A 26,909-nucleotide genomic window follows, 5' to 3' on the forward strand; every position below is an offset into this window, starting at 1 on the left:
AGTGCGGGTCCCTTCTCGTGCGGGTGGGGGGATGGTTCACGTGCACAGGACCGTGTCGAGCCAGGTGAAGACCTCGTCCTGCATGCGGTCCACGAAGACATGGCCGAGGTCGGGCCAGGTCGTGAGATGCAACCGCTCCTCGGCGCGGCGGGAACGCCAGACGGCGCGCAGCTTGTCGTACGCCACGCGGACGCCGTCGGCGGGGAACAGCGGATCGAGTCCGCCGTGGAGGAAGAACATCGGCCTGGGTGCGGCGATGCTCGCCACGTCGGGGAAGTCGAGGAACCGGGGCAGCCCGGGGTGGAGCATGTAGTACGACGACTGCCCGCGCAGCGTGTTGTTGCCGGGCACCATCATTTCCTTCAGGCCGGTCATCCAGCAGACGGCGGCGGTGGCGGCGATGTGGTCGCTGAGCGCGGCGGTCTGCCAGGCGCGGTAGGCGCCCATGGAGAACCCGATGGCCGCGACCCGGCGTGCGTCCACGCGATCGAGGCCGGCCAGGAATCCGGCGGCACGGGCGTCCTCGCGGGCCATGAGTCCGGCGAGCGAGGAGCCGAGGTGGTAGAAGTTGGAGGCCAGGGCCTGCTGCTGGTCGTAGGTGAGCGGGCCCCGGTCGCCCCAGCCGAGGGCGTCCGCGCACAGGACGGCATAGCCGCGACGGGCCAACTCGTCGCCGACGAACCGCCCGCTGAAGTACCGGTCCGCCCAGGCCTGCGCGGAGGCGAGCCGGGTGTCGTCGTACCAGGGCCGGACGAGCTTCTCCTTGCCGATGTCGAACTTGGCCCCGTGGTCGTGGAGGAGCAGGACGGCGGGGAAGGGGCCGGCGCCCTGTGGGGTGAGGAGAGCGGCGCGCACGCGTTCGTGGCGGCTGAGGGAGAGGGTGACCAACTCCCTTGTGTACCCGTCGCCTTGAGGTCCGGCAGTGAACTCCGGTGCGTACGGCGTCCCGTCCTGGCCGTCGACGAGGAGGTGCTCCTCGACCTTGGCGCGGGCGGCGCGCCGCCAGGCCCGGAAGTCGCGGATGGGTGAAGTGCCCCACGCGAGCGGGAAGGTCAGCTCGTCCTTGAGAGCCTGGTGGAAGTCGGGAAGGTTGCCGCCGACGAGGTCGGCCGCCTCGGTGCTCCCGGTGCCCGCCGCGAGGGCCACGGCGGCGGCTCCCGTCACGAACGTCCGGCGTCCCATCGCGTCAGGCATGCGGCCTCCCGGCGCCGGCGTGGGTCAGGACGTAGTGTTCGACCGCCGCCCGGGACATCAGCGGCCGGTACGCGTACACGTCGGCCGGGTGCCAGCCGACGTCATCGGTGAGTCCGAGGCCGTCGGCCACCGCGTTCAGCCGGGCCGGGCGGCCGTTGAACCAGGAGCCGGTGTCGTGGAAGTGCTCGCCTCCGTAGGCGGCGACGGCGAGGGACGGCTCGCCCCCCGGGTAGCTGAAGACATTGCGCTCCGAGAAGATCGCGGACTCCAGGCCGACACCGAGCGCGTAGAGGGTGTCCTCGGTGCTCCCCCGGTACACGTTGTTGACGACGTGCACCTGCCCGAAGCGGACACGGGGCCCGCGCTGCACGATGCCGGTGAACAGGTTGCGGACGAAGGTCACCTTCAGGTGCCCGCGGTCGCGGTCGCCGCGTCCGTCGCCCGACCCGATGAGGAGCGCCTTGTCGTGGTCGTCGAAGCGGCTGTCGGAGACGGTGATGAAGTCGGAGCCGTCCTCGATGTCCAGCAGCCCGTCGTGCCGCTGGACGTGCTCGCCGTGGAAGCCGAGGGGGGCGTCGCGGTCGGGGAAGCGTCCGTCCGTGAAGGTGCAGTGGTCGATCCAGATGTGCTTGCCGGTGATGACGGTCATCGCGTCGAAGCGGGCGTCCCAGTTGCCCTGGGTGCCGTCGCCCGGTGACCAGCTGGTGAAGTGGTCGACGGGGGCTTCGAGACGCAGGTTCCGCACGACGATGTTCGTGCCGGTGTTGACGGTCAGGAAGACCCCGAGGAGCCGGGCGTCGTCGCCGATGCCGACGAGCGTGGTGTTGCTCGGCACGGTCAGCTGGATCTGCGCCTTCTCCTTGTTCGACCCGGTCTGGCGGAGCTGACGCTGCTGCTTGCAGTAGTCGTAGCGGGTGTCGGACCAGGTGGCGCCGTCCTCGCCGAAGCAGGACATGTACTTGGCGAGGTCGTACCCGGGCGCGTAGTCCTGCTCGCCGAGCAGTGAACCGTCGGCCGCCTCATGCCCGTTGATGGCGCCGACGATCCGGATCACCTTGGGCGCGGTGGGGTCGCCGTGGTTGGCGAGGGCCTCCTTGAGCTCGGCGCGGGTGCGCACCGTCCAGGCGGTGCCGCCCGCCCCGCCGGTGGTGCCGGGGCCGGTGGCGGCCCAGCCGACGGGGTCGCGCTGCTCGGCGGCGGAGGCGGCGGTGGCGGTCCCGGGTGCTCCCCCGAGCAGGCACGCCCAGGCGAGCAGAACGGCGGCGGCCCTACGCACCGGGCCGCCAGTCGCCGAGATACGTCCGCTTGGTGTGCACTTCGGCTTCCGTCGCGGTCAGTTGAGGCCGGTTCTCCGGAACCGAGATCACCGCACCCGGCCCGGAGTTGCGGTACTCCCGGAACCGCATGGTCTGCCAGGGGTACTGCTCCCGCATGTTGGTGTACGGCGCCACCGGGTCGATGCCGGGCCCGATCCGGGTGTCCCGCACGACGAGGGACGGCCAGGCGGTCGTCTCGTACGTCGGCACCCATGGCCGGGCGAGCTTGTACGCCGCGTTCTCGGCGCCGGAGGTGACGCGGGAGCGGACGGCGAGGATGCCGTACGGGTTGGCGCGGGCGGTGGACGGGGCGAAGACCATGCCCTTGGGGGTGAAGTCCACGGCCCGTTGGAGCGTGTGGAAGTGGCACTCCTCGAAGACGGCGGTCGCCCGGCCGAAGACGAAGTCGACGTCGCCCTCGATGTAGCAACGGTGGAAGTACTGCCGGTCGAAGGCGCTCAGCGCGCTCGTCTCGACGAACAGCGTGTCCTGGTGGGCCAGCAGCCGGACGTTCTCGAAGTGGGTGCGGTCGCCGTACGTGTACGCCGCCACCGCCTGGGTGCCGGTGATGTCGGGGTGGTCGGCGCGCAGCCAGTCGTTGGCGAGGGTCAGGTCGCGGACGGTGAGGCCGGGGGCGGCCGAGGTGAAGGTGGCGGAGCCCGCGGTGCCGTATGGGGTGCCGTCGGGCTTCTTCGTGCCGTTGGCGTTGTCGTAGACGATGACGGTGTCGCGCGGGTCGCAGGAGGCGCCGCGCAGGGTCAACCCATCCTTGTCGGCGGGCACGTTGACGACCTCACGGTACGTCCCCGGATGCACGACGATCGTCCGGCCGGGCCCGTCCACCGCGTCCACCGCCGCCTGGACGGAGTCGCCGGGGCGGACGTGCAGGACACGACGGGACCCGGTCGCGAAGGCCGGGGTGCCCCCGGCGGCGACGAGACCCACCCCGGCCGCGAGAAGAGCGCGTCTGCGCATGTCAGCACGCCTCCTTCCACGGCTGCCAGTCACCGAGGTAGGCCGCGCGGGTCGCCGACTCGGCCTGTTCGTCGGTGAGTTGGGGCCGGTTCTCGGGGACGGGGACGACCGCGCCGGGGCCGGTGTTGCGGTACTCGGCGAAGCGCTGGCGCTGCCAGGGGAAGGCGTCCGACATGTTGGTGTAGGGCGCGACGGCGTCGATGCCGGGACCGAGGTGGGTGTCCCGGACGACGAGGGACGGGCGGGCGGTGGTGTCGGAGCTGGGAACCCAGGGGCGGGCCAGCTTGTAGTAGGCGTCCGGGGCCTCGCTGCTGACCCGGCTCCTGGTCACCAGGTAGCCGAGCGGGTTGGCGCCCGCCGTCGAGGGCGCGAAGACGAAGCCGTAGGGCGCCGAGGTCAGGTCGGTCCGGGTCAGGGTCCGGAAGTGGCAGTGCTCGTACACGGCCGTGGCCCGCCCGAAGACGAAGTCGACGTCGCCCTCGGCGTAGCAGTGCGAGAAGTACTGGCGGGCGAAGACACCGAGGGCGATCGAGTCGGCGTACAGGGTGTCCTGGTGGCCGAGGAAATGGCAGTGGTGGAACGCGGACCGGTCGCCCTGCACCTTGATGGCGACCGCCTGGGTGCCGGAGACGCCGGGGTGGTCGGCGCGCAGCCAGTCGTTGGCGAAGGTGATGTGGCGGGCGGTGAAGCCGTTGGCCTGCACGGTGGTGGTGGCGGAGCCGGTGGTGCCGTAGGTGCCGCCGCCGGGCTTGGGGGTGCCGGCGGCGTTGTCGTAGACGATGACGACGTCACGCGGGTCGTCACCGGCGCCGAGCCAGGTCATCCCCGTGCGGGTGACGTCGACGGCGACGGTCTCCCGGTATGTTCCCGGCGCGATGACCAGGGTCCAGCCGCTGCCGGTCGCGGCGGTCACGGCGGCCCGGACGGAGGTGAAGTCGCCCTGGCCGGACGCGTCGACGTACAGGGTCTGCGCGGTCAGGCGCGCGGCCGGGGAACCGTAGCGGCCGAACGGACGCGGTCGGGCGGTGGCCCGCGCGGGGGCCGACGCGAGCGCCAGGGCGGCGCCGGCTCCGGCGCTCGTCAGCAGGAATCGCCGTCTGGTCAGGGGGAGTTGGCGGTCGGGCGAGGGCATGCGGGTGCTCCTTCGCGGTGCGGCTCTTCAGGGGTGAGCGGGGTGTTCGGGTTGATCGGGGAGTTCCTCGCCGTGGGGGGTGGTGCGGTGGGCCGGGGCCACGGGCCCCGGCCCGGTGCGGGTGGGTCAGCGCAGGCGGCCGGCGCCCGCGCAGCCGTCGACGATCCCCGGCAGCGCCTTGGGGTTGTCGACCTTCGTGCGCAGGGTCGGTGTCCATCCGGCGCCGGACTGGAGGGTCTCCGCCGGGATCTCGGCGTTGTGGACCGCGATGAGGTCCGTCAGCTTGCCGTTGACGTAGTTGTTCTCGGCGGTCAGCGGCGACTCGTTCCACTTCTTCAGCACCTTGCCGACACTCGCGCCGGCCGGCAGCGAGATGGCGTTGTCGCTGGCGTGGAGCTGTGAGGAGATGCCGACGCCGAAGATGTAGTAGTCGTCCTTCTGTTCCTCGGTCACCACATAGTGGTTGTTGTAGACGTCGACCTGCCCGAACCGCACGCGCGGGGAGCGCTGGAGGATCCCGTCGAAGCGGTTGTGGTGCATGGTGACCTTGAGCTTGCCGCCGTCGGTGGCGGCGAGGCCGTCACCGTTGCCGATCAGCATGTTCTTGTCGTGGTTCTCGAAGCGGTTCCAGGACACGGTCACGTAGTTGGAGCCGCGCACGATGTCCGTCAGCCCGTCGTGCTGCTGGAAGACCTTGCCGAAGTAGACCGGCCGCTCGCTGTCCGGGTAGCGCCCGTCGGTGAACGTGTTGTGGTCGAGCCACACGTGGTCCGTCCCGTAGACGACCACGGCGTCGTACTCGGAGTTCCAGTTGCCGGTCTTGTTGTCGTCGGTCGGGTCCCACTTGGGGAAGCAGTCGAGCGGGGCCTCGATGGTGAGGTTGCGCATGATGACGTTCGAGACGCCCTTGATCTGGAGGCTGCCGCCGAGGATGCCGGAGTTCCTGCCGACGCCGACGATGGTGGTGTTGCTGGGGATGTTGGCCTTGATCTCGGTGTCCTGCTTGGCGGCGGAGGCGACCCGGGCGTCCTCCTGCGGACCCTTGGCGACCTCGTCGTTGCCGTAGACGGCCGGGTCGTAGTCCTTGAGGTACTGCTGGAGGTCGTAGCCGTCGGTGACGAAGGCCTCGCAGCCCTCGGAGACGGCGTCGATCATGCCCTTGACCTTGATGATCTTGGGTGCGTCGCCGCCCGCCTTCAGCGCGGCCTTGAACTCGGCCCAGGTGGTGACGGTGTAGACGTGCTCGGCGTCGGCGGCCGAACCGCCGGTCGTACCGGCGCCCTCCGACCCCCAGCCGTCGTTCGCTCCCAGGACCTGTCGGCCGAGATCGCGGGGGCCCGCCTCCGCGCTGGTGCCGGTGAGTCCGAGGACGAGCGCCGTGCAGCCGATCAGCACGGCCGCCTTCATTGTGGCATGCCCATGCCATACCTGTGCGTTCATTGTGCGGCTCTCTCTTCTGCGGTCGGGGTGGTTACGCGGCGGCCTGCGGCCAGGTGATCCAGGACTCCGGGATCTCCGCGTCGAGCCGGCGCACGTCCTGCGGGGCCAGCACGCGGGTGCGCAGCAGTTCCCGCGCCACGAGACGCGCCACGGCGATCGCGCCGGGCGGATTGAAGTGCGTGTTGTCCTGCTCGGTGGCGGTCCAGTTGAAGTACGTCTTCGTCCCCTCGACCCCGAGCCGCTGCCACAGCGCGAGGGACAGGGCCTGGATGTCGAGCAGCGTGACCCGCTCCTCCTGGGCGAGCGCGCGCATCGCCGCCGGATAGTCGCCGTGGGTCGGCACGGCGTTGCCGGCGGCGTCGAACTTCCGGCGCTCCACGGCGGTGGCGAGGACGGGCCGGGCACCTCGGGCACGGGCTCCGTCGATGTACAGCCGCAGATAGTCCTGGTACGTCGTCCAGGGCTCGGTGTACCGGGTGGGGTCGGCGACCTTCTCGTCGTTGTGCGCGAACTGGATGAGCAGGAAGTCACCGGGCCGAATGGCCTGGAGAATGACGTCGAGCCGCCCTTCATCGACAAAGCTCTTCGAACTGCGCCCGTTCACCGCATGATTGGAAACGGGCCGGTCTTTGTGCAGAAAGAAGGGGAGTGCCATGCCCCACCCGGTCTCGGGGGCGGCGTCGGCGTATTTCTGGGCGGCGGTGGAATCACCGGCGATGTAGAGAGTGCGGGGGCGCTGCGCTGCTTGGGCGGTACCGGTGGCCGCGAAGGTGAGCGGTGCGGCGGCCAGGGCGGCCAGGGTGACCTGTCTGCGGGTGAGTGACACGGGGTGTGCCTTTCTCAACAGGGCTACGGGGGGAGGTACGTTCGGCGGTGCCTTTCAAACGTGGGGGGTGTCAACTTCCTAGGGGCGCGGGGCCGCATCGATTTGCGGCTCCGCCGCGTGGCGCGACCAGCCACAACCAACCCGCAGCCGGCCGCGCACAGAACCACCCGAGCTCTCAGCCGTTACGCGACTTCCACTCGGCCTGAGCCTCATTCAGCTGGTCGGCCATGGTGTCCAGGAACTCCTTGGCACTCATGTCACCGTTCAGCACCTTCTGGAAGTTCGGCTCGTTGTCGGCCTTGGAAATCGTGTTCCAGTCAGGCAGGTAGTACGGCAGCTGCACAATCGTCGTAGAACCGTCAGTCAGCGCGGCGGCAGCCAGCTTCGTGGGCTCGGCCTTGGAGATCCACGCGTCCTTGGCGGCGTCGTTGTTCGCCGGCACCTGTCCCGCCGACTCGTTGAACTTCGAGTTCTCGTCGTGCGAGAGGGCGAACTCGATGAACTTCCAGGCGGCCTCCTTGTTCTTGGAACTCTTGAACAGCCCGATCCCGTCAACGGGGTTGGACACCTGGACCCGCTTACCGGCGGAGCCGACCGGCTGCGGAATGCCCCGGAACTTCTCCGTCCCCAGCGCCTTCACATGGTCCTGGTACGACCCCAGGTTGTGGTTCAGCATCCCGATCGTGCCGGAATCCCACTGGGCGACCATCTTGGTGAAGTCGTTGTTGAGGTCGGCGGCCGGAGTGGTCTTCTTGTAGAGCGCGGCGTACTTCTCCAGCGCGGCCACGTTCTTCGCGTCGTTGACGGTCGTCTTCTCACCGCTCGCGTCCCAGAAGGACGTGATCCCGGACTGCCCGTACATCGCGTCCAGCGCCTGGGCGATGGAACCGGCACCACCACGGATGGTGTAACCGAACTCGTTCTTCTTGGCGTCGGTGAGCTTGTCCGCGGCCTCGTAGAACTTGTCCCACGTGGTCGGCTCGTCCAGCCCGGCCTTCTCGAACAGATCGGTGCGGTAGTACAGCACACCGTTGTTCGCGGAGGTGGGAATCGAGTACAGCTTGTCGTCGCCACCGCCCGCGGCCTTCAGCGAGCTGACCATGTCCTCGTTGAGCTTGCCGTTGAGGGAGGACTTGGCGAGCCGGTCGTCCAGCGGCTCCAGCGCGTTCTGCGCGGCGAACCCGGCGAGCATCGCCGCGCCGACACCGCCGACGTCCGGCAGGCCGCCCCCCTGGATGGCGGTGTCCACCTTGGACTGGTAGTCGGCGGACGGGATCCCGACGTACTCGACGTCGATGTCGGGGTTCGCCTTCTCGAAGTCGGCGATGACCTCCTTCCAGATGTCGGTGCGCACACCGCCGTTGTTGTCCCAGAAGACGATCTTCCCCGTGCCGCTGCCCTCGGCGCCCTTGTCGCCGCCACCGCCGCCGCTGCCGTCGTCACCGCAGGCGGTGGCGGTCAGGGCGAGGACGGAACCCAGGGCGACGGCCGCGGCGGCGCGCCTGCTTCTGCGAATGCTGATCTTCATTGGTCGGCTCTCTTCTTCTGGATCAACGCTTCTGGATCAAACGCTTCTGCGTCGAGTGGGCTATGCAGTTGTGGGGGTCTCAGTGGCGGGCGTACGGCGCCCAGCCGTCCGTGCCCTGGAGGTAGTCGGCGACGGTGTGAACCCGCGCCTCGTCCGCGCTCATCTGCGGCCGGTCCGCGGTCACTTCCGCCCCCGGCCCGAAGTTCCGGTACTCGGTGAAGCGCGCGTCCTTCCACGAGAAGCCGCCCATGTCGGTCCACGGGGAGGACTTGATCGCGGCGGGGAGCTCGGTGTTCCGGATCAGCACCTGGGCGACCGCCGCGGGCTCACCGCCGGGATGCCAGGGCCGCCCCAGATGGAACGTCCCGGCCGGGGCGTCGCTCACGACCTTCGAATCGGTGATCAGAAACCCGTACGGGTTGCCCGTCCACGTCGAAGCGGCCGTGATGTACCCGTTGTTGGAGTCCGAACCCCGGCTCAGCGCCCGGATCACCGAACGCTCGATGACGGTGGTCGCCCGCCCGTACACGAAGTCGACGTCGCCCTCGATGTAGGAGTCGCGGATGTAGACCCGGCTGATCACGTCCAGCTTGGGGCTGTCGGTCATCAGCGTGTCCTGGTTGCCCAGGAAGGCGGTGTTCTCGAAGACGATCCGGTCGCCGGTCGTCTTCATGGCGAGAGCCTGCTCGCCGTTCAGCTCGTGCGCGGCCTCGTCGAAGTCGTTGCTGAAGGTGAGGTTGCGGGCGGTGACGTCGTTCGCGGCGATCCGGACCGTCGCGCTCCCCGTCGAACCGCCGTACGCGGCAGGCGTGTCGAAGACGATGATGGTGTCGGACCGGTCGTGTCCAGTCCCCCGCAGCACGATGTTCGGCTTGGTCGCGGGGATGAACACCTTCGCGCGATAGGTCCCCGGAGCCACCGCGATCGTCACCGGCACGGCGTTCCCGCCCGGGACGGCGTCCACGGCGGCCTGCACGGTCGGGTAGTCGGCCGGGACGTGCAGGGTCGTGCCGATCCGCTGCTGCGGTCCGGAGAACTTCTTCACCAGCGCCGGTACGGCGGCGGCCGGGTCGAGCCGGTAGTCGTAGAACTCGCGTGGATCGAAGGCCGTCCCCCACGCGTCCTGACGCCCGCTGACGTTCTTCAGGATCGAGCCGCGCTGCACCAGCTCGGCGGTGGCGTCGGCCTGGTAGGGATGCTGGACACCGTCGTAGTAGCTGTTCTCGATGACCATCCTGGTCCGTCCGCGTGACCAGTTCCCGTACGTCCACGTCGGGTCGCCGTCGGCCACCTGCGCCGAGAGGTAGTTGTTGTAGAGGTGGGCGTAGGCGCAGTTGTCGGCAGACGGGTTGCGTTGCTTGGTTCCCTTGAACCAGTTGTGGTCGATCGTGATCTCCGTCTGGACGTTGGTGGTCCAGCCGATCCCGAACGCCTTGTTGTGGTGGGTGAACTGGTTGTAGGAGACGGTGATGTACCGGCTGTCCTTGCGGATGTCGAGCAGTCCGTCGCCCATGTGCGTGAAGCGGTTGTGGTCGATCCAGACGTGGTCGACGGTGTCCATCTGGATGGCGTCGAAGTCGGTCGTCTTGCCGTCCCAGTCGCCCTCGACGTAGGAGTCACGGATCGTCAGGTTGCGGATGATGACGTTGCTCGTGCCGGGGTTGAGATGCAGCTCGCCGTGGACGATCTCGCCGGTGTCGCCGACGCCGATGATCGTCTTGTTCGAGGTAACGACGATGTCCGAGCCGAACGGCTCGACGGCGATGGCCCCCGACACCCGGATGACGTACGGCTCTTCGGCCGCCGCGTACTTCGCGAGCGAGGCCTGGTCGGTGACCGTCACGACCTTGCCGCCCGCGCCGCCGGTGGTCCCTCCGGCCAGGGAGGCGAAGCCATGCGGCTGATCGGTCCAGCGGTCGGCCGACGAGGCGGGCGATGCGGACGATGCGGACGATGCGGTCGGGGCAGTCGGAGCAGGGCTCACGGCCTGCGCCTCGCCGACCGCCCCGAGGCACAGGGCGGCCACCAGGCCGAGCACGGCGGCCACGACCCTGCCGTGTCCCGGTCTCGGCAAGCGCTTGCCATGGAGGTGCGTCATTGCGGCTCCCAACAGGCGTACGGGTGGGTTACAAGGGGGTGATCCGGAACTGCGTGAAGGTCGCCGCGCCGGCGTGTCCCGGGCCGGTGGGCGCGAGGGCGAACAGGCCGAGCAGGGCGCCGACCCAGCGCCAGGGGGTGGCCGCGAAGACGGGGCCGGAAGGGCGCGGGCCCTCCCCCACGTCGTAGGAGAACCGGCAGCGTGCCCCCGCCCCGATCTCGATCCGCAGCCGCACCCGCCCCTGAGGCGCGAGCCGCGCGTGTTCGGCGTCCCGTTCCCTCTCCGCGACGGCCTCCGCGAACCGGTGCACGACATGCACCGCCCCGTCCGCGCCCCGCTGGAGCCCGATCCAGCCGAACGCGTCCCCGAGCACCGCGAGCCCGGCCCGCGCTCCCGGCTCCGCGCTGTCCAGCCGCAGCTCGACCTCGACCGCGCACGGGGTGCCGGGCAGCCGCTGCGTGAGGATGTTCGGCAGTTTGCGCAGGTCGTGGGCGTCGGCCGAGCGGACGCAGGCCAACTTCAGGCCGTCGCCGGAGTGCTGGGTGGCCCAGCCGTCCTGCGGGTTGGCGGTCCACGACCACTGGCGGCCGAAGCGTCCGCCGGGGAAGTCGTCGTCGGTGGCGGGCCCGGCGGGCGGCTGCGGCGGCAGGTCGGGGACGCGGTGTACGACGACGGGGGCGCCGTCGTCGCCGAGCACCGGCCAGCCGTCGGCGTCCCAGCGCATCGGCTGGAGGTGGACGACACGGCCGTACGCGCCCCGCTGCTGGAAGTGCAGGAACCAGTCCTCACCGGACGGGGTGCGCACCCAGCCGCCCTGGTGGGGTCCGTTGACGTCGGTGTCCTTCTGCTCGAGGACGATCCTCTCCTCGTACGGCCCGAAGAACTCGCGCGAGCGGAAGGCGCCCTGCCAGCCGGTCTCCACTCCCCCGGCGGGCGCCAGGATCCAGAACCAGCCGTCGTGCTGGTAGAGCTTCGGCCCTTCGAGGGTGAACCAGCCGGGGATCCGGTCGCCGTCGACGATCAGCTTGCCCTCGTCGAGGAGTTCGGTGCCGTCGGGGTGCATACGGTGGCCGGTGAGGCGGTTCTTCACCCCCGACCGGGACTTGGCCCAGGCGTGCACGAGGTAGGCGTCGCCGGTCGCGTCGTCCCAGAGGGGGCAGGGGTCGATCAGGCCCTTGCCCTGCTTCACCAGGTGCGGGCGGGTCCAGGGGCCGCGGATCTCGGGGGCGTTGACCTGGAAGATGCCCTGGTCGGGGTCGCCCCAGAAGATCCAGAAGCGTTCGTCGTGGTGGCGGAGGGACGGGGCCCAGACGCCGCGGTCGTGCCGGGGGGTCGCGAACTCCTCGGCCGGTTCGAGGTGGTCGACGGCGTGGCCGACCAGGGTCCAGTTGACCAGGTCGCGAGAGTGCAGGAGGGGCAGGCCCGGGGCGCGGCCGAAGCTGGAGGCGGTGAGGTAGAAGTCGTCGCCGACGCGGACGACGTCCGGGTCGGACCAGTCGGCGTCGAGGATCGGGTTGGTGTAGGTCCCCACGGTCTCGGTGGTCACGGGCTCACCGCCTTGCGGACCAGGGCTGCCGCTTCGGGCCGGCTGATGCGGCCGTCGGCGACGACGGTGACGATCCGGCGTACGGCGGTCTCGCCGGCCGGGATCGGCAGCCGTTCCTCGGTGGCGAGGGAGGAACCGACGCCCGGGTACTCCCCGGCGCGCACGAACCATGGATCCCGGCGGGTTGTTTCGGTGGCGCCGGCGAAGATCAGGGTCCAGGTGGAGCCGGTGAGGGCGACCCAGGGGGCGCGGGTGCCGTGGATCTCCTGCTCGCCCTCGCGGTCGAGGGTGAACACGTCCGGCGCCGAGGCCTCCTTGCGGGCCCGCCAGAAGAAGCCGCCGTACGCCGCGCCGGGGCGGCCGTTGGTGGCGGGGCTGCCGATCGACAGCGGGCCCGTGGTGACGTTCGTCAGGGAGAAGGTGAAGTCCAACGCCCAGGCGGACTCGGTGAGTTCGGTGGCCGCGACCGTGCGGCGCTCGCGCAGCAGCTCGGCCCCCGCGGCCACCCAGCGCAGTTCCTCGACGAAGCCGTCGGGGTCGCGCAGCTGGAAGGCGGTGTGGCGCTGGGCGCCATGGTTGTCGAGCTCGGTCGGGCCCTGGCCGCGGACGTAGGTGCGGCCGCCCCAGAAGTTGTGCCCCTCGACGTCAGGAACGGCGACACCGACGCCGAGGTGGTGTATGTGGTCGGCGGGGTTGAGCTCGGTGACCGCCGTGCCGGCCAGGGTGGTGACGGGGTGCAGATACGGGCGCGGGGAGAGCCGGGCCGGCAGTTCGGGCCGGGTGATGTACCGGCCGACCGGGCGGCCCGCGACGCGCAGCACCGCGGTGTCGTGGGGGGTCATCAGGTGCTCACCTCTTTCGTTCGTGCCTCGGGCGCCCAGGGGGCGCCCAGCTCGGAGTAGAGGGCGAGAGTGTCGGCGGCGGCCGCGACGAGGCCGTCGATGCCGGGCACGACCCGGCGCTGCTCGTCGGGTTCGCCGGGGAGCAGTTGCCAGGCCTCGTCCGGCAGCGGGGCCGGGTCGGGGGCCAGCCGGATCGCTTCGACGACCTTCATGAAGGCGCCGGTCGCGTCGGGTGTGACCAGCAGGTCGGTGCCGTCGGTGAGGTGCTCGACGAGGTTCTCCAGCAGGTCGGTGCGGCCGTACTCGTACTCTTCTGGGCCGTGGTTCGCGCGCTGGAGCAGGACGCGGTCCTGCTTGTACCAGAAGGTGATCCGGCCGTGGTCGCCGTGCACGACGACGTACGGATCGTCCGGGTCCTCCGCGCACAGGGTCGCGGCGACGACGATCTGCGGGCCGTGCGCGGTGGTGACGCGGACGCAGGAGGTGTCGTCGGACTCGATGGCGTTGGCGCGCAGCAGTTCGGTCTCGATGGCGGTGACGTCCTCGGCGTGCACCGTGCCGCCCAGCGCGAGGGCGGTGGCGACGGTGTGCGCGAGCGGGTTGGTCAGGACGCCGTCGATCACGTCGACGCCGTTCAGGCGCCGCTTGCCCGCCCAGGGCGCCCGCCGGTAGTACGCCTCGGCGCGTGCCCAGGCCCCGGCCCCGCCGATCCCGACGATCTCGCCGATGGCGCCCTCGGCCATCAGTGTCCGGATCGCCGGCACCGCGCCCGAGCCCAGCGACTGGAAGCCGATCTGGCAGACGACCCCGGTCTCGGCGACCCCGTCGGCCATGCGCCGGAACTCGGCGTACGACGGGGCGGGCGGCTTCTCCAGCAGGATGTGCACGCCCCTGCGCGCGGCCGTCAACGCCAGGTCGGTGTGGGTCGGGATCGGCGTGCAGATCACGGCGACGCTCGCGCCGGTGGCGTCGAGGAGGGCACCGAAGTCGGCGGACTGTTCCGGCGATCCCAGACCTTCGGGGAGTTCGTCCGCGCTCAGCGGGGTCAGCTCGCAGATCCCCGCCAGCCGGACGATCCCCTTGTCCTGGAGCCGGCGGATGTTGTCGAGGTGCCAGCGGCCGTGGCCGCGCGCGCCCGCCAGGACGATGGGTACGGCAGTGCTCATGGGGTCCTCCCTGCGCCCGCACCGCGTGCCACCTCTCGGTCGGCCGTGGCGGCGCTGTCGATCTTTGTGTGCAGGGTAGGTGTCCAGCCGACGTCGGCCGTGAGATCACGCTCGCTGCCGGAGTTGTAGGCGTTGTGGATGGCGAGCAGGTCCACCGGATAGCCGTTGAACAGGGTGCCGGACTGGTGGAAGGCGGTGCCGTTCCAGCTCTTGACCAGGTCGGCGACCTCGATGTGGCCGGGGGTGCTGAAGGCGTTGTTCTCGGCGTGGACGGCGGACTCGGTCGACACGCCGATGGAGTAGCGGTAGTCGTGGGCGTCGGCCGGGACGACGTACCGGTTGTTGTAGAGGTGCACTTGCCCGAAGCGGACGCGGGGCGCGCGCTGGACGACGGACTCGAACTCGTTGTGGTGCAGGGTGACCCGCAGCTTGCCCCGGTCCCCGGTGGCCGTGTCGCCGTTGCCGATGAGGATCGCCTTGTCGTGGTCGGCGAACCGGCTCCAGGAGACGGTGACCAGGTCGGAGGCGTTGGTGATGTCCAGCAGGCCGTCGTGGCGAAGGTAGTTGCGGCCGAAGTAGGTGGGCTCCTGCTCGTCCGAGTGGCCCTTGTCGCTGAGGGTCACATGGTCGATCCACACATGTGTGGCGCCGCGCAGCCATATGTTGTCGTACGCCGTCTTCCAGTCGCCGAGGCCGCCTGTGTTGGGCTGCCACACAGGGAAGCAGTCGTAGGCGTCGCGGAGTTCGAGGTTGCGGACGATGACGTTGTCCGCGCCCTCGAGCTGGAGGCTGGCGCCCTTGAGGACCGCGCTGTCGCCGAGGCCGACGATGGTGGTGTGGGAGCCGACGGGCAGCTCGATCCGCTCGGCCTGCTTGGCCGCCGAGGCCTGGCGGGCCTCCTCCAGGGGGCCGCTGGGCTTGGCCGAGCCCCAGGTCCGCGGGTCGTAGGCGGCCAGGTACTTCCTGGTGCTGTAGCCGTCGGTGGCGTAGTCGGCGCAGTCCAGGTGGTTGCCCTCGTCGTCGGTGTTGGCGTCGATCGTCCCCGCGATCTTGATGATCTTCGGGGTGGCGCTGCCGCCGTCGAGGGCACGGACCAGCTCACTGCGGTTGCGTACGGTGAAGACGTGGGCGTCGGCGGCGGTGGAACCCCCCGTGGTACCACCGTCGGCCGCCGCCCAGCCGTCGTTCGCGGCGAGGGTGTCGCGGCTGATGTCGCGGGCCTCGGCCCCGGCCGGGGCGCCGAACGCGAGGCCCAGCATCCCGGCGACGACGGCCAGTTGAAGTCCCCTTCGGCTCCTCATCCCTTCACCGCCCCCGCGCTGAAGCCCGTGATCAGCCACTTCTGGATGAAGGCGAACACGATCACGACCGGTACGGCCGCGATGATGCCGCCCGCGGCGAGCGCGCCCAGGTCGACGCTGTCGGCGCCCATCAGGGTGTTGAGGCCGACCGGGATGGTCTGCTTCTCCTGGTTGTTGAGGAACATCAGGGCGAACAGGAAGTGGTTCCAGGAGTGCACGAAGGCGAAGGAGCCGACGGCGATCAGACCGGGCCGCAGCAGCGGCAGGACGACGATCCGGAAGGCGGTGAAGCGGTTGCAGCCGTCGACCCAGGCCGCCTCCTCCAGGGAGTACGGCACGTTCTTGATGAAGTTGCTGATCAGGATCATCGACAGCGGCAGCTGGAAGACCGTCTCGGCGATGATGACGCTGCCCAGCGAGTTGATCATCTGCAGCTCGGCGAAGATCTCGAACAGCGGCACCAGGAGCAGCGCGCCCGGCACGAACTGGGAGCACAGCAGGGCGAGCATGAAGGCGCGCTTGATCTTGAAGTTGAAGCGCGCGAGGGCGTAGCCGCCGGCCAGGGCGACGAGGGTCGTCATCAGCAGGGTGACGACGCCGACCAGCACGCTGTTCTGGAAGTAGGTCCCGAAGGCCCGCTCCGTCCAGACCTTCTCGAAGTGGTCGAAGGTCATCGGCCAGGGCACGAGCGAGGTCGAGCCGGCCGGACGCAGGGAGAAGAGCAGGATCCAGTAGAAGGGGATGAGGGTGAAGACCAGGTAGATCGACAGCGGGAGGTAGATCTGCCAGCGTGGGACCTCGTCCCAGGAACGGTTCTTCTTCGACGGACGCGGCGGCTCGGGGGCGGCACGCATGGGGGCGGGCGCGGCCTTGGTGGCTTCCTTGACGCTCACTTGTCCTCACCTCCGAACTTGCTCAGCCGCAGATAGACCATCGAGCAGAAGAGCAGGATCACGAACGCGACCGTGGTCAGGGCGGACGCGTAGCCGAAGTTGTGTGCGTCGACGCTGGTGTTGGCGATGTAGAGCGGGAGCGTCGTGGTCTCGCCGGCCGGTCCGCCGCCGGTGAGGGTGTAGAGCAGGTCGACGTTGTTGAACTCCCACACCGCGCGCAGCAGCGTGGACAGGACGATGGCGTCCTTCAGATGGGGCAGCGTGATGTGCCAGAACTGCTTGATACGGCTGGCCCCGTCGACCTCGGCGGCCTCGTACAGGTCCTTCGAGACGGACTGGAGGTCGGCGAGGATGAGGATCGCGAAGAAGGGCACACCGCGCCACAGATCGGCGACGACGGCCGCCGGGAACACCGTGGAGGTGTCCGACAGCCAGCTGGTGCCGTAGGACCCGATGCCCACGTCCGCGAGGTAACGGGTGATGCCGGTCTGGGAGTTGTAGAGCAGCACCCAGATCGCCGAGGTCAGCACGCCGGAGACGGCCCACGGCGAGAACACCAGCGCTCGGCCGAGGGCGCGGCCCACGAAGGTCTGGTTGACGATCAGGGCGAGCGCGAGTCCGAAGAGCAGTTGGAGCCCGACTTCGACGAACACCCACTTGGCGCTGAAGACCAGCGTGTCCCAGAACAGCGGGTCCTCGGTGAAGGCGTGGACGAAGTTGTCGAAGCCCGCGAAGCCGTTCCGCCAGGGCTTGGTGGGGTTGTACTCCTGCAGGCTGTAGTAGAAGACGCTGATGACCGGGTAGGCGATGAAGCCCAGCATGAGCAGGGCCGCCGGGGCGATCAGCAGATACGGGAGCCTGCGCGGCGTGGCGGAGGCACGGCGTCGCCGGGGTGGCGCGGGCGGTTTCGCCACGGCTGCGGCTTGGGCCATGACTGGTCTCCGTTCTTGGTACGTCGTGCGTGCGGCTTGCTTTCGTGGTGCAGGAAGCGCTTTCTCGGTGAGTAGGGGTTGCCCTGGTCGCGCTACATGGGGTGCCTCTTGACGTTGTGTGGCGACTGCGGGTGCCTTGTGGCTGGTCGCGCAGTTCCCCGCGCCCCTAGAGGGCGTAGGGGTCCCGCACCTTGCCTGGTCTGGCCAGGAACTCGAAGTCGCAGCCGGTGTCGGCCTGCGTGATCTGCTCGTTGTAGAGCGCGCCGTAGCCGCGCTCGTACCGTGCGGGCGGCGGCGTCCACTCCGCCCTGCGACGCTCCAACTCCGCGTCCTCCACGTTGAGATGGAGGACCCGGGCGTCGACGTCCAGGGTGATCAGGTCCCCCGTCCGCACGAGCGCCAGTGGCCCGCCGATGTACGACTCGGGCGCCACGTGGAGCACGCAGGCGCCGTAACTCGTGCCGCTCATCCGGGCGTCGGAGATCCGCACCATGTCCCGTACGCCCTGCTTCAGCAGGTGGTCGGGGATCGGCAGCATGCCGTACTCGGGCATGCCGGGGCCGCCCTTGGGCCCGGAGTCGCGCAGCACCAGCACACTGTCGGCGGTGATGTCGAGGGACGGGTCGTTGATGGTCCGCTGCATCGTCTTGTAGTCGTCGAAGACGACGGCCGGACCCGTGTGCTTGAGCAGGTGCTGCTCGGCGGCGATGTGCTTGATGACGGCGCCGTCGGGGCAGAGGTTGCCGCGCAGGACCGCGACCCCGCCCTCACGGGCGACCGGGTTCTCGCGGGTGCGGATGACGTCGTCGTTGTGGACGACGGCGCCCTCGATCTGCTCCCCCAGGGTGCCGCCCACGGTCGGTCGGTCCAGGTGCAGCAGATCGGTGATCCGCGAGAGGAAGGCGGGCAGGCCGCCGGCGAAGTAGAAGTCCTCCATGAGGTACGTCTGTCCGCCGGGGCGGACGTTCGCGAGCACCGGCACGGTACGCGCGATGCGGTCGAAGTCGTCGAGGGTGAGCTTGATGCCCGCGCGGCCGGCCATGGCGATCAGGTGGATGACCGCGTTGGTGGAGCCGCCCAGTCCGAGCACCGTGGTGACGGCGTCCTCGAAGGCCTCGCGGGTGAGGATCTCGGACGGCTTGAGCCCGGTCCAGGCGAGCTCCACGGCGCGGCGCCCGGAGGCGGCGGCCATCCGCTCGTGTCCCGAGTCGACGGCCGGGATCGAGGAGGCACCCGGCAAGGTCATGCCGAGAGTCTCCGCCGCGGCGGTCATCGTCGAGGCGGTCCCCATGGTCATGCAGTGACCGGGCGAACGCGCCAACCCGCCCTGGAGTTCTCGCAGTTCACAGTCCGACAGGTTGCCCGCGCGGTGCTCGTCCCAGTACTTCCACATGTCGGTACCGGACCCGAGGGTCTCCCCGCGCCAGTGCCCCGGCAGCATCGGCCCCGCGGGAACGAAGATCGACGGTACGTCGGCCGAGGCCGCGCCCATGAGCAGCGCGGGCGTCGACTTGTCGCACCCGCCGAGCAGCACCGCCGCGTCGATCGGATACGACCGCAGCAGCTCCTCCGTCTCCATCGCGAGCAGGTTGCGGTAGAGCATCGGAGTCGGCTTCTGGTACGTCTCCGAGAGAGTGGAGACCGGGAACTCGAGCGGGAAGCCCCCGGCCTGCCACACCCCCCGCTTGACCGCCTCGGCACGCTCACGCAGATGGACGTGGCAGGGGTTGATGTCGGACCAGGTGTTGAGGACGGCGATCACCGGGCGGCCCCGGTACTCCTCCGCCTCGTAGCCGAGCTGACGCATCCGGGCGTTGTGCGACCAGGTGCGCAGCTGGCCCTCGGTGCCGTACCACTGATGGCTCCGGAGTTCCTCGGGGCGCTTTCGCTGTCTGTCGGTCATATCGACCACCCGGCGGCTATCGCGGCGACCTCGGCGCGCTCGTCCTCGGGCAGGTGCCGGCTCGGCGGGCGGACGTCGCGGCGGCACAGGCCGAGAGAGGCGAGGGCCTCCTTGACGACGGTGACGTTGTTGGCGGAGCCGTTCGCGGCGCGCAGCTCCTCGAAGCGGCGGATCTGCTCCCAGACCTTCATCGCGGCCGGGTAGTCACCGGATCGAAGCGCTTCGATCATGTTCAGCGAAACGGCCGGGGCGACGTTCACGAGTCCGGAGGTGAAGCCGGTGGCGCCCGCGGAGAAGTACGAGGGGGCGTACGGCTCGGCGAGCCCGGCGACCCACACGAAGCGCTCCAGGCCGGCGTCACGGGCGAAGGCGGCGAACTTGGCGGCGTCCGGCACGGCGTACTTCACGCCGATGACGTTCGGGCAGTCGTCGGCGAGTTCGGCGAGGCGTGCGCCGCTGAGCTGGGCGTTGCGGATGTACGGCACGACACCGAGCTCGGGCACGGCCTCGGCGATGGCGCGGTGGTAGTCGACCCAGCCGTTCTGGGAGACGTACGGGTGGACGGGCTGATGGACCATCACCATCTGGGCGCCGAGCTCGCGGGCGTGCCGGGCGGAGGCGATGGCGGTGGGCACGTCGTGACCGACGCCGACGAGGATGACGGCGCGGTCGCCGGCCTCGTCGACGGTCCACTCGGTGACGAGGCGGCGCTCTTCGGGGGTGAGGGCGTAGAACTCGCCGGTGTTGCCGTTGGGGGTGAGCGTGGTGATGCCCCCGTCCAGGAGACGACGCAGCAGGGCCCGGTGGACGTCCTGGTCCACGCGTCCGTCCTCGGCGAACGGGGTCACCGGGATCGCCACCACGTCGGCCAGGGCCGTCCGTTGGGTCTCGAACGTCGTGGTCATGCCGGACCGTCCTCTCCCTGGGCCTCGGAACCCGCTTCGGGGAAGGCCCGCTCGACGAACGACGCGATGTGGGCGTGCAGGGCGCGCGCGGCGCCGTCCGCGTCCCCTTCGAGCGCGAGCCGCAGGATCTCCCGGTGCTCGCCGGCCTCCCGCTCCCAGGAGGGCGAGGCGGCCCAGGCGACGGCGGACACCAGGGCGGCCTGGTCGCGGACCTCGTCGAGCATCCGGCCGAGCAGCGGGTTGCCGCAGGGCAGGTAGAGGGCGCGGTGGAACTCCCGGTTGGCGAGGGAGCGTTCGGCGGTGTCGTCGGCCGCGTCGGCGCGGGTCAGGGCATCCCGGGCGGCGTCGAGGGAGGCCCCCCGCCTGACCGCCCGCTTCAGGGCCTCGGGCTCCAGGAGCAGTCGTACGTCGTAGACCTCGCGCGCCATGTCCGCGTCCACCATGCGCACCGTGACGCCCTTGTACTGGCTCATCACGACCAGCCCGGTCCCGGCCAGCGTCTTGAGCGCCTCGCGCACCGGGGTCTTCGACACGCCGAACTGCGCGGCGAGCTCGGTCTCGACCAGGGCCTGACCTGGCGTCAACTGCCCAGTGAGGATGCGGCGTTTGATCTCCTCCAGCACGTACTGCGTGCGGGAGGGGATCGGCGTGGGCACAGAGGTCATGCGCGCCTCTCGGATCTTCGCGGGATCGGGATGGATCTCGCGTATGGGATCTCAGGTATGGGATCTCACGTATCGCGTCTCATATATGACGTACGAAGTACGACGCGATGAAGGTAAGAGGGGGCGCATGTTTCGTCAATGCTTCTTGCAAAGGAAGTTGAGGTTGCCTCAGATGTGCAGGATGTGGCCTTCACGCGCGGTGCGGGTGGGGCCGCCGAAGACCGCGGCGGCGCGGGAGGTCGCCGCTTGCGGGGTGAGCGTGGGCCCGACATGCGTGACGACGAGCTCCCGTACGCCCGCCCGGCGGGCGGCGGTTCCGGCGTCCTCGGGCGTCAGGTGAACCTGTTCGCCATCGCGATGCTCGTCGATGTCGGCCTCGCACAGGAACAGGTCGGCGTCGCGGGCGAGTTCGGTGAGGGCGGGGCAGGGACCACTGTCCCCGGAGTACGCGAGAACCCGCCCGCCGCTTTCCACCCGCAGCCCGTAGGCCTCGACGTCGTGCACGACGGCACGCGAGGTGAGCAGCATGTCGCCGTGCCGGGCGGTGTGGCCGTCGTACAGGGCATGGAAGTCGAGGACGCCGCTCAGGAACCCGGCGTCCGGCCGCCCGAAGAACCCGGCGAGACGCTGCGCGCAATCCGCCGGCGCATAGACCGGAATGGGCGCGTCCGGAGTGAGCCCGCCATAGGCCAGCCCGTACACGGCGGCGAGCAGATCGGCGTTGTGATCGGCATGCAGGTGGGAGATCCAGATCGCGCTCAGCCGCGCCGGATCGGTGTGCCGCTGCAACTCCGCGAAGCTCCCGGTCCCGGCGTCCACCCACACCTCGGCCCCTCCGCCACGCACCAGATAGCCGGAGCAGGGGCGCCCGGGGCCGGGGTGCGGCGATGCGGTGCCGAGGACAGTGAGGGTGAGCGGTATGCGGGGAGACATGCGGGGAGCGTATGTCCCCGCTGCTTCGGTGCGCCCGGGATTACGGCGCCCAGCCGGGGTCCCGCCCACTGAGCCCCACGGCCCGGTCCAGCAGCGGCGCGCCTTCCGGCACCGGAACGACCGGGCCGAAGATGCCGCCGCCCCGGTCGCCCTCGTCGGCGGCGGCGCGAAGGAAGTCGTACGACGACTTCAGGGCGGCCGGGTCCGGTGCGTACGGCAGGCCCGTGGCCACGGCCAGGTCCCAAGCGTGGATCACCAGCTCGTCCACGGCCACCGCCGCCGCCACCGCGCCGGGCAGGTCCACGCCGCCGGCACGGGTCATGCCGGCCCATGCGTCCGGGTCGCGCCACGCCTCGGCCAGTTCGTCGAGCACCTTGGGCAGCTCCGCGCGCCAGCCCGGCCCGATGTCCGGTACGGCTGCCTCGGGGCTGGTGTCGGTCGTGACGCCCAGATCCTTGCGCCCGGCGTCACGGAAGGCGACGGCCAGGCCGATCAGGTGGCCCAGCAGATTGCGCACCGCCATGTCGGGACAGGGCGTCGGCGCCGAGAGCTGCTCGTCGGTGACGCCCTCCGCGAGACGGGCCACGATGCGGGCCTGCGGTCCGAGGTCGAAGGTCGTGTCGGTCATGGGCCGGCTCCTCACAGATATGTTCCTGAGAAGTGGACCGTCCCGGGTCGCGAAACTCATCGGTGACGCCGGTGACGCTGTCGGTGAGGTGGGAGGGCCTCTGACGTGAGGCGGGGCGTGCCGCTCGGGGGACGCCGAGGGGGTGGTGCGGGAGGAGGGGTGCTGCCTGGAGCAGGCCGGGCGGTCGACGCGGGAGGAGAGGTACCGCTTGAAACAGGCCCGACGGGCCACGCGGGACGCGCAGGCCACCTGGGGCGGGCCACGCGGTCGCCCCCGGATTACGGTCCGGTCACCGTTGCCCTGGCCGGCTGCGGCCCGTGGGCTCATGGGCGGGCCGGCGCTCCCCAGGGGCACGGGCGCGCCGGCGCCCGGTTTCCGGCTGTCTCGTCACCGGGGAGCTTCAGCAGGGTCAGGCTTCCGAACGGGGTATCAGGGGCGCTCCCGATCACCTCATGACCGACGGCCGTCTAGAACGCGAGCGATCGTTCGAGGTCGGTGACGCGTAGGCCGAAGTGCAAGGTCCTCATCGACTCCCCTTTCCGGACAGCCAAAACGGCCCGCCGAGAATCCGACGGACCGTCACCGTGCTCCGAGCAGACCGTCAGCCGACCGGCTCCGCGGCAATGGTGGCCGACGTCTCCATGCTCGTGAACTCTTCGGACTCGACACCCTCATCCCGCTGCTTCTTCAGAGCGAGTTCCCGGGCCGTCTTTTCCGAGAACAGCCTCATTTCCGCCTCGGTCCGGAGATCGAACACCATTGCCTCCTTCGAGCTTTGTCCGGTCGCGGCTCCCTTGGCCGCCGCGAACACCTCTTTGCCTGAACATTACCTTGCCGCCCATGCCGGTGTCACGATCAAATTACGTTCGCACACAGGGAATTGGCGCACTGTTCACCTCGCACGCCCACCCGGCCTCGATGAGCGGCTTACTTGCCGCGGGCTTCTGTGAGCGTGTGCGCGACGAGGGCGTTGGCGTGGCCGTGCCCCAGCCCGTGCTCGGTCTTGAGCCAGTTCACGAGCTCCATGTGCTTGGTCAGGGGCGAGGAGCGGATGAGGTCCTTCCACTCCGCGATCGGGCGACCGTACTTCTTCTCGATGGCGGGGAAGTAGCTGGCGGGGCCCTTGACGGCGTCAGTCATGTCGGCAGCGTCCATCCGTTTGTGGGGCGGCGTGTTGTCACCACCTATGACCAGTGGGCTCCACAGAACTCATCGCCCCGCGAAGGTGTGCTGCGTCACCTTACGGATCTCGGGCAGCCCTGCCCCGGAAGCCGGCTCCGAGACCGTTCATCCCCCCTGCCGCCTACGCCCACCGAACGGCACACCCTCCCGGGCCTCAACGGCTAAGGCACTTCCCCGATCCGCACACCCCCGCCTTAGACGCACGATGGCGTGCCATGACGACGACCACCACCTGGGCACTCGCGCGTGTCCTGCGCGACCGCAACGCCGCCCTCTACCTCGCCGGAGTCGTGGTCTCCGGCTTCGGCACCTCGGCGTTGTGGCTGGCGTCCGGCGTCTGGGTCAAGGACCTCACCGGGTCCGACGGCCTGGCCGCGCTGTGCATGCTCGCCATGTGGGCGCCCACCCTGGCCGGCCCCCTCCTCGGCACGCTCGCGGACCGCACCCGCCGCAAACCGCTGCTGATCGGCGCGAACCTCCTCATGGCCGCCCTCCTGCTCACCCTCTTCACCGTCGACTCCCCGGACCGCCTCTGGCTGCTCTTCGCGGTCCTGTTCGTCTACGGCGCCGCGGGCGTCGTGCACGACGCCGCCGAATCCGCCCTCGTCGCCTCCGCCGTGCCCGCGCCCCTGCTCGGCGACTTCAACGGGCTGCGGATGACGGCGACCGAGGGCATGAAACTCCTCGCCCCGCTGGCCGGCGCGGGCGTCTACGCGGCGTACGGCGGTGCGAGCGTCGCCCTGCTCGACGCCGTGACGTTCGCGGTCGCGACCGGGCTGTACGCCTGTCTCCGCGTCCGCGAGAGCACACCCGAGCCGCCGGCCGACGGCTGGCGGGCGCAGACCGCCGAGGGCGCCCGCTACCTCTGGACGCACCCCCGGCTGCGCCCGCTCGTCCTGGCCGGCGGCACCACCATGCTCTTCGCCGGGCTCAACGGCGCGTTGACCTATGCCGTGATCGACGGCCTCGGGCACGCCCCGGCGTACGCCGGTGTGCTGTACGCCGTCCAGGGCGCCGGCTCGGTGGCCATCGGCCTACTCTCCGGCCCCGCGCTGCGCCGCCTCGGCGAACGCCGTTTCGCCGCGTACGGCATCGCCCTCACGGCCGTCGCCGCGAGCCTGCGGGCGATCCCGTCCGACCCGGTGGCCCTGTTCTGCAGCGCGGCGGTCGGCGTGGGGCTGCCCTGCGTGCTGATCGCCGCGCTCACCGCCGTACAGCGCGAGACGCCGGACGCGCTGCTCGGCCGTACGGCCGCCACGGCCAACACCCTCGTCTTCACGCCGAACGTCATCGGGCTGGCGGCCGGGGCGGCACTGGTCGAACTCCTCGACGTGCGGCTGCTGTCGGCCGTAGTGGGCCTGGTGTGGCTGGTGACCGCGCTGCCGCCGCTTCAGAGGGCGGCGAGCGCCTCCCGCACCGACTCCAAGTCGCCGTCCGAGGCCAACCCCGCGTGATAGAGCCGGATTTCCGTGGCTCCGAGCTCACGCGCGCGTGCCGCGTCCGACGCCAGCGTGCCGGGGCTTCCGCCCATCCCGGAGACCACACCGAAGTTGGCGGCGACGACCGCGCCCTCGCGACCCTGCTCGGTGAAGGGCGTCAGCAGGCCGGGGCCGCCCGCGCAGGGTACGACCACGCCGTCCGCGACGGAGAGGATGTGCTCGGGATCGACGCCCGGGTTGGCGCCGACGTGGTACGTCACCGGGTCGGCGTGCAGCAGGATCTGGAAGCCGTCGGGGGCGGCGGCGCGGACCGCCCGGACCGCCGACTCCTGGAGTGTGCGGGCGGTTTCGTCGCGCCACGCGCGCGTGGCCGCCGCCTTCGACTCGCCGAGCAGCTTCTCGACCCCGGCCCAGCCCTCATCGGCGACCGTGCCCTGCCACAGCGGTTCGAGGGCGGCGCGTACGGCGGTGGCCAGCTCGTCGGCGTCCAGGCCCTGGTCGCCGTAGCCCTCCTGGCACGTGGGGCAGAAGCAGAGCGCCATCAGGTACATCCCGGCGTCGCCGAGCGGGACCCCGCCGGTCTTGTCGTGCGCGTGCAGATGCTGGAGGCCGTACCAGCCGAGGGACTCCAGTTCCGTGCCGCGCGCCCCGGGGCGTACGGCGGCCTCGGCGGCCAGGTCGACGAGGTACGCGCGCGTGGCGGGCTGGGCGATGCAGGGCGCCCAGGGGTAGCGGTCGCCGTAGGCGTTGACGACCGAGGTGTCGGGGTGCTCGGCGCCCAGGCGGGAGTTGTGCGCGAGGACCACCCAGGTGTGCACCTCCAGACCGGCGTCGGCGAGCGCGGCGGCCGCCTCGCCGTACGCGTCCCCGGGCGCCCAGCCCCCCGCCGGGTACGGGCGCAACGCGCGGCCCTTCCAGCGGTCGTCCGTCGGGTAGAGCACGGCGGCGTGCTCGGCCGTGACGATGCGGTGGCGCGGGTGGCGGGGGGTGAGGGCGCGGGTGGAGTGGTAGGCGGCGGCGAGGGTCGCCTGCCGGACGCCGAGGGCGGCGATCCTGGCGGGTGCCTCCGGGTCTCCGTTGACGTCCCAGGGGTAGACGAATGTCGACGCCTTCACTTGGTTTCCTCCGGCTCCTTGTCCAGCAGCGCGTATCCGCGCTCGATCACGTCGGCGAGCTGCTTGACATGATCCTCGCTCGGCTCGTGCAGCGGAGGCCGGACCTCCCCCACGGCCGGCCCGCGCAGCCGCACGCCGGCCTTGACGAGGGCGACGGCGTATCCGCGGCCCTGGGCGCGCAGTTCGACGAACGGGCGGTAGAAGCCGTCGAGAAGCCGGTTCACCGTGGTGTCGTCGCCCGCCTCCAGCGCCCGGTAGAAGGCGAGGGCGATCTCGGGGGCGAAACAGAACACGGCGGAGGAGTAGAGCGGGACGCCGATGGCCCGGTAGGCGAGCTGGGTCTGTTCGGCGGTGGGCAGGCCGTTGAAGTAGAGGAAGTCGCCGGGGACCTCGGTGCGTACGGCGCTGACGATCCGCTGCATCAGGTCCAGGTCGCCGAGGCCGTCCTTGAGCCCGATGATCCCGTCCGTGCGGGCCAGTTCGACGACGGTGTCCGGGGTGAACAGGGCGTTGTCGCGCTGGTAGACGATGACGGGGAGCGCGGTCGCCGCGGCGACCTCCCGGTAGTGCCGCAGCAGCCCCTCCTGCCCGGCGACGACGAGATACGGCGGCATGGCGAGCAGCCCGTCCGCTCCGGCCGCCTCGGCGAGCCGCGCGTACCGCACGGCGAGGGCGGTGCCGTACCCGGCGCCCGCGACGACCGGCACACGTCCCGCCGCCTCCTCGACGGCCGCCCGCACGCACGCCTCGAACTCCTCGGGTGTGAGCGCGTGGAACTCCCCGGTGCCGCAGCACGCGAACACGGCGGCGGCCCCTGCCTCGACTCCTCGGCGCACATGGGTGCGGTAGGTGTCGAGGTCGACCGAGCCGTCGGGGCCGTAGGCGGTGACGGGGAAGAACAGCGGCCCGCCGGGAATGCTGAGGCGTGCGGCAAGGGGGGCTGACGTCAC

24 protein-coding genes are annotated in these 26,909 nt (G+C 70.4%); 1 reads left to right on the forward strand and 23 read right to left on the reverse strand.

Annotated features, from left to right (window positions below; all coding sequences use genetic code 11):
* Positions 1 to 36 precede the first annotated feature (36 nt).
* The 21 genes from ACTMVF_RS38205 to ACTMVF_RS38305 all read right to left on the reverse strand — a co-directional run bounded on the left by ACTMVF_RS38205 (position 37) and on the right by ACTMVF_RS38305 (position 23,363).
* Complete coding sequence (locus ACTMVF_RS38205; protein ID WP_441275680.1) at positions 37 to 1,194, reverse strand: dienelactone hydrolase family protein; 1,158 nt, start codon at positions 1,192 to 1,194, stop codon at positions 37 to 39.
* Entirely contained in the window at positions 1,187 to 2,470 is a 1,284-nt protein-coding gene (locus tag ACTMVF_RS38210; protein WP_441275681.1) for a pectate lyase family protein, read from the reverse strand. Before ACTMVF_RS38210 ends, ACTMVF_RS38205 begins: the two co-directional genes overlap by 8 nt.
* A complete protein-coding gene (locus tag ACTMVF_RS38215) occupies positions 2,463 to 3,485 on the reverse strand; it encodes a pectinesterase family protein (RefSeq protein ID WP_441275682.1) in 1,023 nt (340 codons plus the stop codon). Before ACTMVF_RS38215 ends, ACTMVF_RS38210 begins: the two co-directional genes overlap by 8 nt.
* 1 nt (position 3,486) lies before the next feature.
* Positions 3,487 to 4,617 carry a pectinesterase family protein gene (locus ACTMVF_RS38220; RefSeq protein ID WP_441275683.1) on the reverse strand — a complete coding sequence of 377 codons (1,131 nt, stop codon included), beginning with the start codon at positions 4,615 to 4,617 and terminating at the stop codon, positions 3,487 to 3,489.
* A gap of 126 nt (positions 4,618 to 4,743) precedes the next feature.
* Positions 4,744 to 6,057: a pectate lyase family protein gene (locus ACTMVF_RS38225; RefSeq protein WP_441275684.1), complete on the reverse strand. Its 1,314-nt coding sequence runs from the start codon at positions 6,055 to 6,057 to the stop codon at positions 4,744 to 4,746.
* Between the two features lie 31 nt (positions 6,058 to 6,088).
* Positions 6,089 to 6,883, reverse strand: a complete 795-nt coding sequence (locus ACTMVF_RS38230; RefSeq protein ID WP_441275685.1) for a rhamnogalacturonan acetylesterase — start codon at positions 6,881 to 6,883, stop codon at positions 6,089 to 6,091.
* A gap of 175 nt (positions 6,884 to 7,058) precedes the next feature.
* Positions 7,059 to 8,411 (reverse strand): ABC transporter substrate-binding protein, encoded by a 1,353-nt coding sequence (locus ACTMVF_RS38235; RefSeq protein WP_441275686.1) that lies wholly within the window; start codon positions 8,409 to 8,411, stop codon positions 7,059 to 7,061.
* Between the two features lie 79 nt (positions 8,412 to 8,490).
* Positions 8,491 to 10,509: a pectinesterase family protein gene (locus ACTMVF_RS38240; RefSeq protein WP_441275687.1), complete on the reverse strand. Its 2,019-nt coding sequence runs from the start codon at positions 10,507 to 10,509 to the stop codon at positions 8,491 to 8,493.
* Positions 10,510 to 10,537: 28 nt separating this feature from the next.
* Positions 10,538 to 12,055: a family 43 glycosylhydrolase gene (locus tag ACTMVF_RS38245; RefSeq protein ID WP_441275688.1), complete on the reverse strand. Its 1,518-nt coding sequence runs from the start codon at positions 12,053 to 12,055 to the stop codon at positions 10,538 to 10,540.
* The gene (locus tag ACTMVF_RS38250; RefSeq protein ID WP_441275689.1) at positions 12,052 to 12,897 is read right to left on the reverse strand and encodes a PmoA family protein; all 846 of its coding nucleotides are present in this window, start codon (positions 12,895 to 12,897) and stop codon (positions 12,052 to 12,054) included. Before ACTMVF_RS38250 ends, ACTMVF_RS38245 begins: the two co-directional genes overlap by 4 nt.
* Entirely contained in the window at positions 12,897 to 14,063 is a 1,167-nt protein-coding gene (locus tag ACTMVF_RS38255; protein ID WP_441275690.1) for a Gfo/Idh/MocA family protein, read from the reverse strand. The genes ACTMVF_RS38250 and ACTMVF_RS38255 overlap by 1 nt, the downstream gene beginning before the upstream one ends.
* A complete protein-coding gene (locus ACTMVF_RS38260; protein WP_441275691.1) occupies positions 14,060 to 15,364 on the reverse strand; it encodes a pectate lyase family protein in 1,305 nt (434 codons plus the stop codon). The genes ACTMVF_RS38255 and ACTMVF_RS38260 overlap by 4 nt, the downstream gene beginning before the upstream one ends.
* Complete coding sequence (locus ACTMVF_RS38265) at positions 15,361 to 16,257, reverse strand: carbohydrate ABC transporter permease (RefSeq protein ID WP_441275692.1); 897 nt, start codon at positions 16,255 to 16,257, stop codon at positions 15,361 to 15,363. The genes ACTMVF_RS38260 and ACTMVF_RS38265 overlap by 4 nt, the downstream gene beginning before the upstream one ends.
* The gene (locus ACTMVF_RS38270) at positions 16,254 to 17,189 is read right to left on the reverse strand and encodes a carbohydrate ABC transporter permease (RefSeq protein ID WP_441275693.1); all 936 of its coding nucleotides are present in this window, start codon (positions 17,187 to 17,189) and stop codon (positions 16,254 to 16,256) included. Before ACTMVF_RS38270 ends, ACTMVF_RS38265 begins: the two co-directional genes overlap by 4 nt.
* A gap of 166 nt (positions 17,190 to 17,355) precedes the next feature.
* The gene (gene araD / locus ACTMVF_RS38275; protein WP_441275694.1) at positions 17,356 to 19,092 is read right to left on the reverse strand and encodes an L-arabinonate dehydratase; all 1,737 of its coding nucleotides are present in this window, start codon (positions 19,090 to 19,092) and stop codon (positions 17,356 to 17,358) included.
* Entirely contained in the window at positions 19,089 to 19,997 is a 909-nt protein-coding gene (locus ACTMVF_RS38280; protein WP_403345267.1) for a dihydrodipicolinate synthase family protein, read from the reverse strand. The genes araD and ACTMVF_RS38280 overlap by 4 nt, the downstream gene beginning before the upstream one ends.
* A complete protein-coding gene (locus ACTMVF_RS38285; RefSeq protein ID WP_403345265.1) occupies positions 19,994 to 20,662 on the reverse strand; it encodes a GntR family transcriptional regulator in 669 nt (222 codons plus the stop codon). Before ACTMVF_RS38285 ends, ACTMVF_RS38280 begins: the two co-directional genes overlap by 4 nt.
* Before the next feature lie 168 nt (positions 20,663 to 20,830).
* Positions 20,831 to 21,595: an MBL fold metallo-hydrolase gene (locus ACTMVF_RS38290; RefSeq protein WP_441275695.1), complete on the reverse strand. Its 765-nt coding sequence runs from the start codon at positions 21,593 to 21,595 to the stop codon at positions 20,831 to 20,833.
* Between the two features lie 40 nt (positions 21,596 to 21,635).
* Positions 21,636 to 22,223, reverse strand: coding sequence for a TIGR03086 family metal-binding protein (locus ACTMVF_RS38295; RefSeq protein ID WP_441275696.1), 588 nt, complete (start codon positions 22,221 to 22,223; stop codon positions 21,636 to 21,638).
* Between the two features lie 601 nt (positions 22,224 to 22,824).
* The gene (locus tag ACTMVF_RS38300) at positions 22,825 to 23,034 is read right to left on the reverse strand and encodes a hypothetical protein (protein WP_441275697.1); all 210 of its coding nucleotides are present in this window, start codon (positions 23,032 to 23,034) and stop codon (positions 22,825 to 22,827) included.
* 116 nt (positions 23,035 to 23,150) lie between these two features.
* Positions 23,151 to 23,363 carry a DUF4287 domain-containing protein gene (locus ACTMVF_RS38305; RefSeq protein ID WP_441275698.1) on the reverse strand — a complete coding sequence of 71 codons (213 nt, stop codon included), beginning with the start codon at positions 23,361 to 23,363 and terminating at the stop codon, positions 23,151 to 23,153.
* A 257-nt stretch (positions 23,364 to 23,620) separates the two neighbouring features.
* On the opposite strand from ACTMVF_RS38305, the gene ACTMVF_RS38310 reads away from it, so the two are divergent.
* Positions 23,621 to 24,859 carry an MFS transporter gene (locus tag ACTMVF_RS38310; protein WP_441275699.1) on the forward strand — a complete coding sequence of 413 codons (1,239 nt, stop codon included), beginning with the start codon at positions 23,621 to 23,623 and terminating at the stop codon, positions 24,857 to 24,859.
* Here the strand turns inward: ACTMVF_RS38310 and ACTMVF_RS38315 are convergent.
* On the reverse strand, positions 24,796 to 25,959 hold the full coding sequence (locus ACTMVF_RS38315; protein WP_441275700.1) for a hypothetical protein: 1,164 nt from the start codon (positions 25,957 to 25,959) through the stop codon (positions 24,796 to 24,798). The two genes, ACTMVF_RS38310 and ACTMVF_RS38315, sit on opposite strands and share 64 nt — an antisense overlap.
* Entirely contained in the window at positions 25,956 to 26,909 is a 954-nt protein-coding gene (locus ACTMVF_RS38320; protein WP_441275701.1) for a 5-dehydro-4-deoxyglucarate dehydratase, read from the reverse strand. Before ACTMVF_RS38320 ends, ACTMVF_RS38315 begins: the two co-directional genes overlap by 4 nt.

The sequence above is a fragment of the Streptomyces sp. SD31 genome, from assembly GCF_052068475.1.
Classification (GTDB): domain Bacteria; phylum Actinomycetota; class Actinomycetes; order Streptomycetales; family Streptomycetaceae; genus Streptomyces.